The 13125-nt window shown below is 66.4% G+C and carries 14 protein-coding genes; 10 read left to right on the forward strand and 4 right to left on the reverse strand.

Translation table 11 applies throughout. The features are described 5' to 3' along the window. Positions 1-3 precede the first annotated feature (3 nt). Entirely contained in the window at positions 4-219 is a 216-nt protein-coding gene (locus IEY07_RS01255; protein ID WP_188893359.1) for a hypothetical protein, read from the reverse strand. A 15-nt stretch (positions 220-234) separates the two neighbouring features. Continuing rightward, the gene (locus IEY07_RS01260; protein ID WP_188893360.1) at positions 235-1245 is read right to left on the reverse strand and encodes an aldo/keto reductase family protein; all 1011 of its coding nucleotides are present in this window, start codon (positions 1243-1245) and stop codon (positions 235-237) included. Between the two features lie 325 nt (positions 1246-1570). On the opposite strand from IEY07_RS01260, the gene IEY07_RS01265 reads away from it, so the two are divergent. From IEY07_RS01265 to IEY07_RS01295, 7 genes are all read left to right on the forward strand, one after another. Continuing rightward, positions 1571-2776, forward strand: a complete 1206-nt coding sequence (locus tag IEY07_RS01265) for an ROK family transcriptional regulator (RefSeq protein WP_188893361.1) — start codon at positions 1571-1573, stop codon at positions 2774-2776. A 147-nt stretch (positions 2777-2923) separates the two neighbouring features. Continuing rightward, positions 2924-4306 (forward strand): ABC transporter substrate-binding protein, encoded by a 1383-nt coding sequence (locus IEY07_RS01270; protein ID WP_188893362.1) that lies wholly within the window; start codon positions 2924-2926, stop codon positions 4304-4306. Positions 4307-4324: 18 nt separating this feature from the next. Beyond that, positions 4325-5230 carry a carbohydrate ABC transporter permease gene (locus IEY07_RS01275; RefSeq protein WP_188893363.1) on the forward strand — a complete coding sequence of 302 codons (906 nt, stop codon included), beginning with the start codon at positions 4325-4327 and terminating at the stop codon, positions 5228-5230. Continuing rightward, positions 5223-6011, forward strand: coding sequence for a carbohydrate ABC transporter permease (locus tag IEY07_RS01280; protein ID WP_188893364.1), 789 nt, complete (start codon positions 5223-5225; stop codon positions 6009-6011). The genes IEY07_RS01275 and IEY07_RS01280 overlap by 8 nt, the downstream gene beginning before the upstream one ends. A gap of 47 nt (positions 6012-6058) precedes the next feature. After that, on the forward strand, positions 6059-6427 hold the full coding sequence (locus tag IEY07_RS01285; RefSeq protein ID WP_188893365.1) for a tautomerase family protein: 369 nt from the start codon (positions 6059-6061) through the stop codon (positions 6425-6427). Between the two features lie 15 nt (positions 6428-6442). Further along, positions 6443-7321 (forward strand): TolB family protein, encoded by an 879-nt coding sequence (locus tag IEY07_RS01290; protein WP_188893366.1) that lies wholly within the window; start codon positions 6443-6445, stop codon positions 7319-7321. Further along, a complete protein-coding gene (locus tag IEY07_RS01295; protein ID WP_188893367.1) occupies positions 7318-8343 on the forward strand; it encodes an aldo/keto reductase in 1026 nt (341 codons plus the stop codon). Before IEY07_RS01290 ends, IEY07_RS01295 begins: the two co-directional genes overlap by 4 nt. On the opposite strand, the gene IEY07_RS01300 is transcribed toward IEY07_RS01295, so the two are convergent. Together IEY07_RS01300 and IEY07_RS01305 are read right to left on the reverse strand one after the other, a co-directional pair. After that, entirely contained in the window at positions 8285-9502 is a 1218-nt protein-coding gene (locus IEY07_RS01300; RefSeq protein WP_188893368.1) for a threonine synthase, read from the reverse strand. The two genes, IEY07_RS01295 and IEY07_RS01300, sit on opposite strands and share 59 nt — an antisense overlap. Before the next feature lie 28 nt (positions 9503-9530). Then, positions 9531-10085, reverse strand: coding sequence for a DUF3043 domain-containing protein (locus IEY07_RS01305; RefSeq protein ID WP_188893369.1), 555 nt, complete (start codon positions 10083-10085; stop codon positions 9531-9533). A gap of 173 nt (positions 10086-10258) precedes the next feature. Here IEY07_RS01305 and IEY07_RS01310 point away from each other — a divergent pair, with 173 nt between their 5' ends. From IEY07_RS01310 to IEY07_RS01320, 3 genes are read left to right on the forward strand one after another with little or no spacing between them, the layout of a single operon-like run. Further along, positions 10259-11101 carry a PspA/IM30 family protein gene (locus IEY07_RS01310; RefSeq protein ID WP_188893370.1) on the forward strand — a complete coding sequence of 281 codons (843 nt, stop codon included), beginning with the start codon at positions 10259-10261 and terminating at the stop codon, positions 11099-11101. Continuing rightward, entirely contained in the window at positions 11098-11382 is a 285-nt protein-coding gene (gene pspAA / locus IEY07_RS01315) for a PspA-associated protein PspAA (protein ID WP_188893371.1), read from the forward strand. Before IEY07_RS01310 ends, pspAA begins: the two co-directional genes overlap by 4 nt. A 33-nt stretch (positions 11383-11415) precedes the next feature. Further along, on the forward strand, positions 11416-13125 hold the full coding sequence (locus tag IEY07_RS01320) for a dihydroxy-acid dehydratase (protein WP_229669592.1): 1710 nt from the start codon (positions 11416-11418) through the stop codon (positions 13123-13125).

The following is a 13125-nucleotide window of genomic DNA, read 5'->3' on the forward strand; positions in this document are numbered from 1 at the left end:
CGATCAGCCTTCCGGCTCCAAACTCATCGGGCCGTAGACCAGGCGCTCGTCCTCGTACAAGGTGACGGAGTCCACCCCGGCCTGCATCAGGTCGGGGTAGACCTCGCCGAGCCAGCTCTCGGCATCGCCCTGGCTGGGGAACTGTTGATCAAGCCCCAGCTCGGCGGTGTCGATGGCGCCCGCGCCGGGACGGGCGGAGGGCTGCCAGTGCCAGCTCATCGTCGGTACTCCTGATCAGACCAGCCGGGTCTTCGGCGAGGTCTCGTAGGTACGCTGCGGGTCGCGCTCGACGGCGTCACCCAGCGCCTCGTCGATCCGGGCCAGCGTTTCCGCCGACAGCTTCTTGCCTGCTGCCGCGGCGTTGTCCTTGACCTGCTCCGGCTTGGAACCGCCGGTGATCGCGGTCGCGACGTTGTCGTTCTGCAGCACCCAGGCAACCGCCAGCTGGGCGGGGGACAGGCCCTCGTCGGCAGCGATCGGCAGCAGGTTCTGGATCCGCTCCAGCAGATCGTCGGCCAGCAGCCGCTGGATGAAATTCGAGCCACCGTTGGGATCGGTGGCCCGGGATCCGGCGGGCGGCGGCTCGCCCGGCTTGTACTTGCCGGTCAGCACACCCTGGCCGATCGGGGAGAACACCACCTGGCTGATGCCGAGCTCCTTGGAGGTCGGCACGACCTCGCCCTCGATCACCCGGTAGATCATCGAGTACTGCGGCTGGTTGCTGATCAGCTGGAATCCCAGCTCGGTGGCCAGCTTGTGGCCGGCACGGAGCTGGTCGGCGGTCCACTCGCTGACGCCGATGTAGAGCGCCTTGCCCTGCCGGACGATGTCGGCGAAGGCCTGCATCGTCTCCTCCAGCGGCGTCTCGTAATCGTACCGGTGGCACTGGTAGAGATCGACGTAGTCGGTCTTGAGCCGCTTCAGCGAGCCGTTGATCGACTCGGTGATGTGCTTGCGGGACAGGCCGGTGTCGTTCGGGCCCTTCGGGCCGGTCGGGAAGTAGACCTTGGTGAAGATCTCCAGGCTCTCCCGGCGCTGACCCTCCAGCGCGTCGCCGAGGATGACCTCGGCCGCTGTGTTGGCGTAGGTGTCGGCGGTGTCGAAGGTGGTGATGCCGGCGTCCAGCGCGGCGTTCACGCACAGCTTGGCCGCATCGGCCTCGACCTGCGACCCGTGGGTCACCCAGTTGCCGTAGCTGACCTCGGAGATCTTCAGACCGCTGTTGCCGAGATAACGAAACTCCATCGGATTCCTTGTCTTGATTGCGACGGTGGGCCGGGCTCGCCACCCACCCTATCCGAGCCGCTACGGCACTGATCGGGGCGGCCGGGCAGGGTTCTTTGCGGTTCGGCTGCGGAGGCAGGTCCGGTCTGTCACATCGACGCCGCAGGTCGCTACCTGGCCATCCGGGCTATCGATGTACAGATCGCGTACTTCGACTCGCCGCCGGTGCTGCTCACCATGCGCGCGGATCTGGAGTCCTGGACAGGAGGGTGACTCCGGGACTTAGGGATATCGTGCTCAGAAAGTTCAGAGCCCGAGGTAGGACATGAAGGATTCGGTATCGCCGGTGCCACGCAGCCGGAGGGGGAGGTCCTTCGCGGAGACTCGGGGCGCGATTCTCGATCTGATCCGTTCCAGCGGAGAGATCTCGCGTGGGGAGCTGGCTCGGCGGTCCGCGCTCACCGAGGCGACGATTTCCAAGGCCGTGAAGGTGCTGCTCGCCGAGAAGGTCATCGTTGAGGCCGGGTACGCCGAGTCGACCGGCGGCAAGCGGCCGACTCTGCTGAGACTCGTGAATTCCGGACGCTGGGCCGTGGGCGTCATCCTCGATCACTTCCGCATCGTCGCGACCCTGTGCGGCATCGATGGGAGCCAGGTGGCTTCCATCGAGATCCCGGGGGCCGGCGAGGACGATGCCGAGACAGTCCTGCTGAGGGTGACTGACGAGGTGCTTCGACTGCTGTCCCGCAACGACGTTGCGAAGGATGCGGTGATCGGCCTCGGGATCGCCGTATCGGGTCGACGCATCGAGCACTTCGAATCCGGAACTGCGCCGCTCGAAGCGTGGTGGCAGCAGCCCTTCGTCGCCGGAAGGCTGGAGCAACTCACCGGGCTGGAGGTCCTGCAGGAGAACGACGCGAACTGCGCCGCGCTCGGAGAGTTCTGGTCCGGACGGGTGCCGGACGATCGGGACTTCGCGTTGGTCTACCTGGCTGACGGCGTCGGCGTCGGATTGATCATCAACGGAGACGCCTACCGAGGCCGGTCCGGTCACTTCGGGGAGATCGGGCACAGCTTCGTGGACCCGGCCGCCCGGCCCTGTTGGTGCGGATCCTTCGGCTGCTTGAACACCGTGGGGACTCCGCAGGCGATCGCCCAGGCCGTGCTGGACTCCCCGGGCAGGCGTACCGAATGGGGTCTCGCGGACGATGAATCCCCGGCGGTCACCTATTCGAAGGTGGCGTCCCTGGCTCGAGCGGGTGAGCCGGTGGCCAAGCAGGCGGTCGAAGAGGCGGCGGGATTCCTCGCCACGGCGGTGGTCAGCCTGGTGAACATCGTGGATCTCGACCGCATCATCCTCGCCGGGCCCGGCCTTTCGGTCGGCGCCGACGAGTATTTCGCAGCGGTTCAGGAACGAGTCAGGTCGACGTACATGAGCTCGATCCATCCGGTCGAAGTGGAGTTGCGGGAGGCGAGCGCAGACATCGCGGCGCTCGGAGCGGCCGCGTTGGTGCTGCATCGACGCCTCACCCCGCAGCTCAACACGCAGTAGCCCAACGGCGGTTGGCACCGCGCACCGTCACACCCAACTAACTTTCTTGACTATCTATTGCTAAGTCCGCGGGATCTCGCTTAATCTGCCGTCAGTTCCAGTGTCGGAACGCCGGGCCAGCCGGCATCTCACAAGGGAGAACCAACGATGTTTCCTCGCTTGAAGCACATCCGGGCCGTGCTCGCAGGCACCACCGTCCTTGCCGTGACTGCGATGACCTTCGCCGGGTGTGGGCCGTCCAAGAGCACCTCCGACGGAGGTTCAGCCACCAGCGGCACCCTCAACTGGTGGAGCTGGACCCCGGACAATGACCTTGCCGAGCGCGAGATCGCGGCGTTCAACAAGGTCTATCCGAACATCAAGGTGACGTACAAGAAGATCAACAGCGATCAGCTGGCGGCGGTCCTGCGGCCGGCGCTCGCCTCGAACGACGGACCTGACGTGTTCACCGTCAATGCCAGCGGATCGCACTCGGCCCAGGCTTTCGCCCCGTACGCCTACGACCTCACACCGGCCATGAAGAAGCTGCTGGGCGACGACTGGAAGTCCAAAGTCTTTGCACCCGGAGCCAACGCCTTCACCGTCAAGGGCCGACTTGTCGCTGCGGAGTGGGCCAAGGTCGGCGCGGGCATGATGTGGATCAACCAGGATATGTTCGACAAGTACGGCCTGAAGCCGCCGACGAACCTGGCGGAGTGGAAGACCCTGTGCGCCACCTTCCGGTCCAAGGGCCTCGGCTGCTTCCAGGAGGGCCTGGCGTCGACGTCGAGTTTCGGCACCGACACCCTGCATTCGCTGGTCAACAACGTCGACCCGAACGCCTGGCCGAATGCGCTGTCCGGTAAGGGAAAGTGGAATTCGCCCGCTTTCGTCACGGCGCTGCAGGAGCTCAGGACGTTGCAGGACGAGGGGATTCTGGACAAGGGTGCGGTGGGCGTACAGCAGTACCCCGATGTGAACAACGCCTTCCTGTCCGGGAAGGTCCCGATGGTCCAGATGGGCACCTGGTACTCGCAGTACGCCACCAACGACAGCCTCGACGCCGCCTTGGAAGGGGCGGGTGTGCCGGCCGGTTCGAAGAAGGTCACCATCATGCCGGTTCCGTTCCCGGACGTCAGCGGGAAAGGCATCCCGATGACGGTCTACTCCGACCCGGATGCCGGACAGGCCGTGAATCTGAAGTCCAAGCACCTGAACGCAGCCGTCACCTTTGCACTGTGGCTCGGCAACACGCCTGAGGGTGCCCACGTCGTGGCGAACAACCTTGACGAGTTCCCGACTCTGAAAGGCAAGGACGTCGGCCCGCAGTGGGACAAGGTCAGCCTGGTGAATCCGAAGGCCCAGCTGTCCGTGCTCCAGGCACAGGAGAAGCAACTCGAGGAGTCGACGGCGCCGCGCAACATCGGTATGTCAGCAGAGGTGAGCCAGGCGCTGATCGATGCAGAACAAGCCATGGTCAACAGCTCGAAGAGTGCGAAGCAGGTTGCTGACACGATCCAGGCGGCGGCGGATTCCGGTCAGGTCCACTAGGCGCCGGAGATCCGTGACATGACTGCTCGTACGCCCGGCTCCACCGGGCGGCGGCTGAAGTCGCCGCCCGGCTGGCCGTGGATCCTCCCCGCGCTGATCTTCTCGGTGGGAACCCTGTACTACTGCATCGGCTACACCGGCTACATCTCCACCCTCGACTGGGACGGCACCAGCCCGTTGCAGCAGTCGGTCGGCGTCGAGAACTTCGTGCACCTGTTCCACGACCCGATCTTCTGGCGATCGATCATCCACACCGTGATCTTCGCCGTGTCGACCTTCGTGATGCAGGTGGTGCTCGGCCTGGTTTTCGCTTGCCTGCTGCATTCCAAGCTCTACCTGCGCACCTTCTACAAGGTGTTGATCTTCATCCCGGTCGTGTTGGCGACGGCCACGGTGGCGCCGGTGTTCCGCCAGATCTTCGCCGCCGACGGTGTGCTGAACGACATCCTGCAGGCGGTCGGGCTCGACAGCCTTGCCCGGCCGTGGATGGCCAACGGAGCCTTCGCTCTGATCATCGTGATCATGGTCCATGTCTGGCAGTCCACGGGCGTGACCTTCGTGTTGTACTACGCAGCGGTCGGCCAGGTCGATCCGGAGACGATCGAAGCCGCTCGCATCGACGGGGCGGGGAATCTGCGGATCATCGGCTCCATCATCTGGCCGAGTGTCAGGGGCACGACGATTGCGATCGCCATTCTCACGGCGATCGGGTCACTCAAGACCTTCGACATCCCGTTCCTGGTCACCGGTGGCGGACCGAGCTATGCCACCGAATTCCTCGGAACCTTGATCTACCGGGTCAGCGTCTCGTACGCGCAAGTCGGCTACGGCGCCGCAATCTCGATCGTCCTGCTCGTGCTGGCCATCGTCGCGGCGATCATCATCAACACGGGTGGACGAAGAGGGGAGCGGGCCGATGTTTGAGATCCGCCGCACATCCACCCGGGTCTGGCTGCAGATCCTGCTCTCGGTCCTGGTGATCCCGTTCGTATTCCCTCTGGTGGCGATGGTGCAGGGATCGCTCGCGGGCCAGGGGTGGGGCAACTACGCCACCGTGCTCTCCCTTCCCCTGCTGCCGGGCTTCTTCGTGAACAGCGCGATCATCGCCGCCGCGGTGATCGTTCTCGTGCTGATCTGCACCATGACTGCATCGTTCGGGTTCTCGAAGTTGCGCATTCCCGGCAAGGAAATCTTCTTCTGGGCCCTGCTCGCCTGCCTCACGTTGCCGGGCGTCGTCCTGCTGGCCCCGCTGTTCGCCACAGTGACCCGGCTCGGCGCCTACAACACCCTGTGGGCGGTGATCGTCCCTGTTGCCGCGCTGCAGGTGCCGTTCACCGTGTTGCTGGCACGCAACTTCGTCGACGGCATTCCTGATCAGCTGATCGAGGCGGCACGTGTTGACGGAGCGAACGTCCTGAAGATCTTCTGGCACGTCATGCTGCCGCTCACGAGGCCGATCATCGCTGCCGTCGGCGTATTGGTCTTCATCAACTCCTGGAACGAATATCTGTTCCCACTTCTCTTCCTGCAGAGCCCGGAGCAGCAGACCGTCACCCTGGTGCCGTCGTACTTCATCGGCCAGTACAACAACGATCAGACGAAGGTCCTGGCGTCGGCGGTCGTCGTCGGCTTGCCCATCGTGATTGCGTACATCTTTTTGCAGAGGTTCTTCGAACGAGGACTCGCCGCCGGCGCACTCAAGTAGCACCACCCATTCACCATCACCTGCCGATCCCACAGGAGGGACGACCCTTGCCTCACGCACGCATCGATCTGCACAAGGTCCACCAGCCCCGGCTCAAGGAGTTCAGCGACGCCATCCTGGAGGGGATGGTGACCGGGCTCGGCATGCCCAGGGACGACCTTTTCCAGATCTTCCGACTGCACGAGCCGGGCGAGCTCGTGTTCTCGCCGACCCATCCCTACCACCAGCGCGACGACATCATCTTCATCGAGCTGCTGGCGCAGGTCGGCTACAGTGACGAACTCAAGCAGGCGGCGATGGGCGCGATCGCCGATGAACTCGCCAAGCTCGGCATCAAACGCGACAACGTGCTGCTGATGGTCGTCGAGGTTCACGGAGCGGCCTGGCTGGCCGCCGGCCCCGACGCCGCGGCATAAGGGAGGGCTGTCGTCATGGCTTATCGCTCGCTCCGGCGTGGCCAGCTCACCCGGGTGCAGGTGCACGACGCGCGTACCGGGACCGACATCGTGATCTTGGAGAGTGCCGAGATCCTGCTGGAAGCTCCTAACTGGTCGCTGGACGGTGAGACCCTGCTGCTCAACGGCAACGGTGTCCTGTGGTCCCTTGCGCCACGGGAAGGCGCGTCACCGGAACCGGTTGCTCATGATGGTCTGCCGGAGATCAACAATGATCACGTGCTCGCCCCCGACGGGGAGTCGATCTACCTGTCCGCGGCAGACGGCCACATCTATCGGGCGGCGCCGAGCGGCGGTCCGGTCGAGAAGATCACTCCCGAGGACGGACTCCGGCACTTCCTGCACGGGGTATCGCCGGACGGGCAGCGCCTGGCCTATGTGCAGCTGTCCGGCCCCGGCGCACCGGGGGTGCTGATGGTTCTTGCCGCGACCGGCGGAGAGCCGACGCTCGTCGACACAGGCGTCGGTCATATCGACGGCCCGGAGTGGTCGCCGGACGGGGAGTGGATCTACCTCAACAGCGAGCACTGGGCCACCGAGCCCGGGCATGCCCAGATCTGCCGCATCCGGGAGGACGGCAGCGACCTGGAGCGTCTGGTCGAGAGCGGCACCGTCGACTGGTTCCCGCACCTGTCGCCCGACGGGTCGAAGGCGGTCTACATCGAGTTCCCGCCCGGGACCCAGGGGCACCCCGCGGACCTGCCGGTGAATCTGGTCCTGGTGGACACGAAGGACTGGACGACGCCGCTGGCGCGGATCCCGGTCCCGGGAGGCCAGGGCACCATCAACGTCAACAGCTGGTCACCTGACTCGACCCGGTTCGGCTACGTCTCCTATCCGATCGGTGATGCATGAGCGCCGCGGTGACGCCGTCCTCACCCGAATGGATCCGCCCGTTCGGGCGTACCGGGTTGTCCGTGTCCGCCATCACGGCCGGTGGCGGGCCGATCGGCGGCATGCCGAAGCTCTTCGGTTATGACGTGCCCGACCACCAGGGGATCGATCTGGTGCGCAAACTCCTGCACAGTCCGATCCGGGCGGTCGACACCTCCAACGGGTATTCCGGCGGTAAGAGCGAGCGGCGGATCGGCGTCGGAATTCGCGAGGAGGGCGGGCTGCCCGCAGACTTCCTGGTCGCCACGAAAGTCGACGCCTGCGACGGCGACTATTCGGGTCGACGCATCCGCGACTCCGTCAAGGAGAGCCAGGACCGCCTCGGCCTGGACATCCTCCCGCTGGTTCAGCTGCACGATCCGGAATTCCACCCGGTCGAGCAGTTCGGCCTGCCGGGCGGAGCGGTCGAGGCGCTCGTCGCGTTGCGGGACGAGGGGACCATCGGTCACCTCGGCGTTGCGGGCGGGCATACGCCGACACTGCACCGGATGCTTGACCTCGGCGTCTTCGAGGTGCTCCTGACTCACTCCCGATTGACTTTCCTCGACCGCGGTGCGGACGAGCTGATCGACCGCGCCACGGAAGCAGGCATGGGCGTGGCGAATGCGGCGGTGCTCGGCGGTGGGCTGCTCGCCAACCGCAACGCCAAGCCGCTCTACGGGTTCAGGCCCGCGCGTCCGGAGATCCTCGCGGCGGCGGCACAGCTGCACGATCTCGCCGACGAGCTCGGAGTGTCCCTTCCGGATGCTGCCGTGCAGTTGTCGCTCCGCGATCCGCGGATCGACACCACCGTGGTGGGCTTCTCGAAGCCGGAGCGCATCGGCAAGCTGCTGTCGTCGCTGGAGCAGGACATCCGGGAGGAGTTCTGGAGCCGGGCTGCGGAGCTGATGCCGGACCGTGGTCTCTGGCTGGACGCGGAGACTCTCAGGCCGGATCCGGGATCCGCCCATCGACCGGCAGCGTCGAGACGTCGACCGGGATAGTCTCCGGATACTTCAGCCCGGCGCCGGTGTTGAGCACAGCGACCTCGTCGGATCCGGACAGCCAGCCGGATTCCCGCAGTTGCTTCACGGCTGCCATGCAGGCCGCGCCTTCGGGGCAGATGAAGGCGCCGTCGGCCGAGGCCAATGCCCGCTGCTCGGCCAGCAGGTCGGCGTCGGAGACGGCGATTGCGGTGCCGTCGGTGCGGCGTACTGCGTCCAGGACCAGGAAATCGCCGAGCGCCTTCGGGACCGTGATGCCGAAGGCGACCGTATGCGCGTTCGGGAAGGGTTCGCTGACCTCGGCACCGGACTCGTACGCCTCGACGATCGGCGCACAGCCCTCGGCCTGGACTGCGACCAGCTTCGGCAGTTTGTCGCCGATCCAGCCCAGCTCCTGCAGCTCCCGGATCGCCTTGTCGATGCCGATCAGGCCGACGCCGCCGCCGGTCGGGTAGACGATCACGTCGGGCATCCGCCAGCCGAGTTGTTCGGCGATCTCGTAGCCCATCGTCTTCTTGCCCTCGAGCCGGTACGGCTCCTTGAGGGTGGACACCTCCTGGTAGCCGGACCGGGATCCGACCGCGGCATTGACCAGCTTGCCGGCATCGCCGATCAGGCCGTCGACCAGGTACAGCTCGGCGCCGGAGGCGACGCACTCGGTCCGGGTGATCGATGGCGCGTCGACCGGCATCGCGATCAGGCAGTCCAGCCCCGCACGGGCCGCATAGGTCGCCCAGGCGGCGCCGGCGTTGCCGTTGGTCGGCATCGCCACGCCCGTGACACCGAGTTCGTACGCCCGGGAGACTCCGACTGCAGCACCCCGGGCCTTGAACGAGCCGGTCGGGATCAGCCCCTCGTCCTTCATCAGCAGCCGGGGCAGCCCGATCGCCGCGCCGTAACGAGGTAGGGCGGTGAGCGGGGTCATGCCCTCGCCGAGACTGACGACGTTGGCCCGATCCCGGACCGGCAGCACCTCGTGGTAGCGCCACAGCGTCGGCGGTCGGGAGGCGATCTCCTCCCGGGTCACCGACCGGGCGACCTGCTCGAGGTCGTAGCGGGCCAGCAACGGCACCCCGGCCGCGCTGACCCCCTGGACCTGGTCGGCGTCGTACCGCTCGCAGGTGCGGGAACAGTCGAGATGGCTGAGTGCACTGAACATGGTGCTGCGCACCTTACCCAGGCAGGAATCAGAAGGGCTCGCCGCGCTTGATCCGCGGAGCGGGCATCCGGAACCGGCGGAACTGGATCGAGCGGTTGATCACGTACATCATCAGTCCGCGGGTGCTCGACCTCGGCAGCCGCTCGGCCAGCAGCTTCTTGAAGCCCCGCCACAGCAGATAGGAGCTGACGATCATGGCCGCGATGAACACGTACATGAAGATCGTCGCGAACATCGAGATCGCCGGCGCGATCGAGTAGCCCAGAGTGGCCGCCAGGATGATGATCATGCCGGGCAGCAGGAATTCGCCCATGTTGCGGCGGGAGTCGACGTAGTCGCGGGCCAGCGCCTTCTCCGGCGTGTTGTCCCGGGCCGCCATCGCCTTCTGGCGCTCGGACCGCTGCTGGCGGGCGACGTCCTTCTTGTCGACCGGCTTGGTCAGCCGCTCGCGGCGCGCGGCCTCGGCCTGCTTGCGGGTCGGCGTCGCGGTGCCCTTCTTGCGGGCGCCGGACAGCGACTCGACGGTCACCTGCTCCGGCTCCTCCGGTACGGAGGATTCGTTCTTGCGGCGGAAGAATGCCACGACCCAGCGCTCCTTGTCCTACGGCCGGTCAACCCCGGGATTGTGTCAGGGTGACAACCCATTTACGAAACTACCCGGTGCGCGGAGATGTCGTGCTCCTGCGGCGGGCATAAGCTGGACGCTAATCGTGTCAGGCCAATCGAGTCAGAAACGTAACGATCAGCGGAGAGCAGATGAGCGGAATATTCCAGCGGATGTCGATGATCTTCCGCGCCAAGGCGGACAAGGCCCTCGATCGGGCCGAAGACCCCCGGGAGACCCTCGACTACTCCTACCAACGTCAGCTCGAGTTGCTGCAGAAGGTACGTCGCGGGGTGGCCGACGTCGCCACCAGCCGCAAGCGGGTCGAGCTCCAGGCCAACGGTCTGAACAACCAGATCGACAAGCTCAACGAACAGGCCAAGAAGGCCCTCGAGGTCAATCGCGAGGATCTCGCCCGCGAGGCGCTGACCCGCAAGTCCGGCCTGCAGCAGCAGCTCGGCGACCTGCAGACCCAGCACGCCCAGCTGCAGGGCGAGGAGGAGAAGCTCGTCCGCGCCTCGCAGCGGCTGCAGGCCAAGGTCGACTCGTTCCGGACCCGCAAGGAGACGATCAAGGCGACGTATTCGGCGGCCGAGGCCCAGACCCGGATCAACGAGGCCTTCACCGGCATCGGCGAGGAGATGGGCGATGTCGGCCTGGCGATCCAGCGGGCCGAGGACAAGACCGCCGAGATGCAGGCCCGCGCCGGTGCGGTGGACGAGCTGATCGCCAGCGGCGTGCTCAACGATCCGACCGGCAGCACCAAGGACGACATCACCATGGAGCTGGAGCGGATGGCCTCCACCTCCGACGTCGAGAACGAACTGGCGGCGATGAAGGCCGAGCTGACCGGCGGCCCGGCCGCTGCTGCTCCGGCGATCGAGGGTCAGGCGGACCAGCCGGCCGCCGCACCTACCCAGCAGGAGCAGACCAGCGAGCAGATCCAGGCCGGTCAACCCACTCCGAGCCAGCCCAGTCCGGGAGAGGTCCGATGATCATCCGGATCCTGGGCGAAGGTCAGTTCAGGATCGATGACGCAGCGGTCGCCGAGCTCAACTCGACCGATGACACGATCGAGAAGGCTGTCGCGGCCGGCGACCAGGAGGCGCTGACCGCAGCGCTCACCGAACTGCACGCCAGGGTCCTGGCCGAGGGCGAACCGGTGGCCGACGACGCGCTGGAGGATTCCGATCTGATCCTGCCTGCCGCAGACGCCTCGGTCGCCGAGGTGCGCCAGTTGCTGGAGGAGTCCCAGGAAGGTCTGCTCCCCGGCTGATGGTGGCCCTTGTGCTGATGTCGCGGAGCACTGATGTTGCGCAGTGACCACTGGTACGCCGCCGAGGGCAAGGACGGTTACATCCATCGTGCCTGGATGCGGCGCGGACTGCCGCCGGACGCGTTCGACGGTCGGCCGCAGATCGCGATCGCGAACACCGGATCGGATCTGACGCCCTGCAACAGCCATTTCGACCAGATTGCCCGTTCGGTCGAGCGGGGCGTGTACGAGGCCGGCGGCATCCCGCTCAACCTGCCGGTGGTCTCCCTCGGCGAGACCCTGGTCCGGCCGACCGCGATGTTGTGGCGCAACCTCGCCGCGATGGCGATGGAGGAGATGTTCCGCGCCAACCCGATCGACGGGCTGGTGCTGCTCGGCGGCTGCGACAAGACCATCCCGGCGCTGCTGATGGCAGCGGCGTCGGTGGATCTGCCCGCCGTCGTCGTGCCCGGTGGCCCGATGCTGAACGGCAGTTTCCGCGGCCGTCCGATCAGCTGCGGAACCGATGTCTGGAAGCTCAGCGAGGAGGTCCGGGCCGGCGGTATGGACGCGGCGGAGTTCCGGCGCTCCGAGTCGTCCATGATCAGAAGCCGCGGCCACTGCAACACCATGGGCACCGCCTCGACGATGGCTGTGGTGGCTGAGGCACTCGGCATGACGCTGCCGGGGGTCGCCGGCACGCCGGCGCCGGACAGCCGGCTGCTGGAGGCCTCGCACGCCACCGGACGGCTGGCTGTTGATCTTGTCCGGACCGGGCGGCGGCCCAGCGATGTGATCACCAAGGCGTCCTTCCACAACGCGATCGTCGCCCTGGCGGCGGTCGGCGGTTCGACCAACGCGGTGGTGCATCTGCTCGCACTGGCCGGACGGCTTGGGATCGATCTGTCGCTGGAGGACTTCGACCGGATCGGCATGGACGTGCCGCTGCTGGCCAATCTCGAACCGTCCGGCAAGTATCTGATGGAGGACCTGTTCCGGGCCGGTGGTCCGCTGGCGGTGCTGCAGCAGGTCCGTGATCTCCTGGATCCGACCGCGATCACCGTCACCGGTGAACCGCTGGTCGATTACCTGGCCGACAACGAGATCTACGACACCGACGTGATCGCTGAACGCGATCAACCGGTCCAGGAACGGGCTGGGATCGCTGTACTGCGAGGGAATCTCGCACCGGCCGGTGCAATCATCAAGCCTGCGGCCGCCTCGCCGCAGTTGCTGCAGCACCGCGGCCGGGCCGTGGTCTTCGACTCGATCGAGGACGTCCGGGCCCGGCTGGACGATCCTGATCTTGATGTGGACGCCGATTCGGTGCTGGTGCTACGCGGTTGCGGTCCCAAGGGCTACCCGGGCATGCCCGAGGTGGCGAACCTGCCCATCCCCAAGAAGCTGCTCGAGCAGGGCGTTCGCGACATGGTCCGGGTCTGCGACGGCCGGATGAGCGGGACGGCGTACGGGACGGTCGTGCTGCACGTGGCGCCGGAGGCCGCCGCCGGCGGCCCGCTGGCGCTGGTGCGGACCGGCGACATCATCAGTCTCGACGTCCGGGCCCGGACGATCACCCTCGAGGTGACCGACGACGAGTTGGCTTCGCGTACGCCGCCGGCCGCCTTCGCCGACGGACTCGCGAGTCCGGCCCGCGGCTGGGAGCGGCTGTACGTCGATCACGTGCAGCAGGCCGATACCGGGGTCGATCTTGATTTCCTGGTCGGAAGGACCGGCCCTGTGGTCGGCCGCGAATCCCACTAG

Source organism: Microlunatus endophyticus, assembly GCF_014646195.1.
Classification (GTDB): domain Bacteria; phylum Actinomycetota; class Actinomycetes; order Propionibacteriales; family Propionibacteriaceae; genus Microlunatus; species Microlunatus endophyticus.